General features: G+C 73.7%; 1 protein-coding gene. It reads right to left on the bottom strand.

All coding sequences use genetic code 11. The annotated features are described in order from the left end of the window. Positions 1-41: 41 nt before the first annotated feature. The gene (locus tag AB0D08_RS40745) at positions 42-1,466 is read right to left on the bottom strand and encodes an endonuclease/exonuclease/phosphatase family protein (protein ID WP_359895423.1); all 1,425 of its coding nucleotides are present in this window, start codon (positions 1,464-1,466) and stop codon (positions 42-44) included. Positions 1,467-1,698 lie beyond the last annotated feature (232 nt).

Raw genomic sequence — 1,698 nt, 5'->3', positions numbered from 1 at the left:
GAAGGTGCGGCGGCTGAGCTGGGGGGTCATCGGTCGGCCTCTCAGAAGGTGAAGGTGGCGACGGCGGCGGCGGTGTCCGAGGGCCACTCGTTGGCCGCGGTGCTCGGGTCCGGCTGGGGACGGCCGGTGACCAGGGTGTGGGCCTCCAGCAGGGTGAGCGGACCGGCGAACTGCACCTGGTCGATCCGGTCCTGCGGTTCGGCCTTCGTGCCGCGGACCTTGCGGGTCGGCGACCAGGTGTTGCCCGGGAAGGCGGCCGGGTCGGGGTGCGCCGAGCGGTATGCGTCGGTGAGGCCCGCGTTCTGCAGGGCGACGGTGACCGGCCAGGCCAGCGCGGTGACGCCGCTGTGCGCGGCGGCGGTGGCGGGCGTCCAGTCCAGGTGCGAGGGCGAGGCCAGACCGGCCGCGAGGACGACGGCCTTGCCCGCGGCGATGTCGGCCTTGACGGCCGTGGCCAGGGCGGTGGCCTGCTTGCCGCGGGTGGAGGCGCTCTCGCTGGTCACGGTCGCGGCGGCGGTGCGGCCGTCCTGCACCGCGTACGGGCCGTAGTCGGCCTCGTCCAGGTGCGCGGCCCAGAACCGGATGCTGCGGTTGCCCGGCAGCTGCACGGTGGCGCCCGCGGCGGGCAGCGTGGTGGTGACGGCGGTGACCGAGGCCAGCGGGTAGCGGCTGACGATGCCGACGCTCCCTGCGCTCTGGTACGCGTACCAGCCGAGCGCCGCGGCCAGGGTGGTGGCGGCGGTGCCGGCGGTCTCCTGCAGCGCGACGACGTCCAGGTTCTGGGTGAGGATCACCCGCAGCTGCTTCTCCAGGCCGTCGGTGGCGTGGGTGCCGGCGTCCCAGAGGTTCCAGGCGGCGGTCTTCAGCCGGATCGGCTGGGCCGGGTCGCGGACCGGGAGCTGGACGGTGATGGTGTCCGTGTTGCCGGCAGCGTCCTTCACCCCGACGGTCAGCACGGCCGGGTCGGCGGGCGCGCTGCTCGGGGCGGTGCCGGTGACGGTGCCGTCGGCGGCCACCGACAGCCAGGAGTCACCGGCGATCTTGCGGAACGTCGGTGCACCCGAGGAGCGCATCCACAGGCCGCCGAGCTTGACGCTCACGGCGGCACCCGGCGCGACCTGGGTGGTGGTCAGCGCGTCGACGGCGGCGTGCGGACGGGCCGCGGCGGGCTTGGGCTTGAAGCTGAAGGGCGCGCTCTGGGCGAGGATCCCGTACCCGTCCTTGGCCAGCAGGTACGCGGTGTAAGGGCCGCCGGTAAGGGCGGAGGTGTCGAGCTGGACGTCGCCGGACGCCCCGGGCGTGTACTTCCACAGCAGCGAGGAGCCGGTGCCGGGCAGCCGGGTGCCGTCGTAGATGCCCACCCAGTTCTTCGCGTCCGATGCGTCGGTGGTCCAGTGGAAGGTGAGCTTGTCGCCTTCGGTGGGACTGGTGGGTGTGGAGAGGACGAGGGAGGATCCTGTCGCCACGGGGGTCCTGTCCGCCGGACCGGTGCGGGTCCGGCTGGGTCGAGTTGGCTGTACAACTGACCCAATTCACTCTAGGAGTAACGGACTTGGGATGAACAGGGCGTGGCCGCCGGTCGGGAACACCGGGAACTCCTGGCCGACGCGGGCGCGCGGATCCCGCCACCGGCGGGGCCGGGGGGGGGGACGCCCCCCGGGGCAGGGGCCCGGGCCCCCCAACCACCCAGAGCAAAAC

This window comes from Kitasatospora sp. NPDC048540, assembly GCF_040651175.1.
Taxonomy (GTDB): Bacteria; Actinomycetota; Actinomycetes; order Streptomycetales; family Streptomycetaceae; genus Kitasatospora.
Note: the sequence above shows the minus strand (reverse complement) of the source record. Positions and strands in the feature narration are given on the sequence as shown.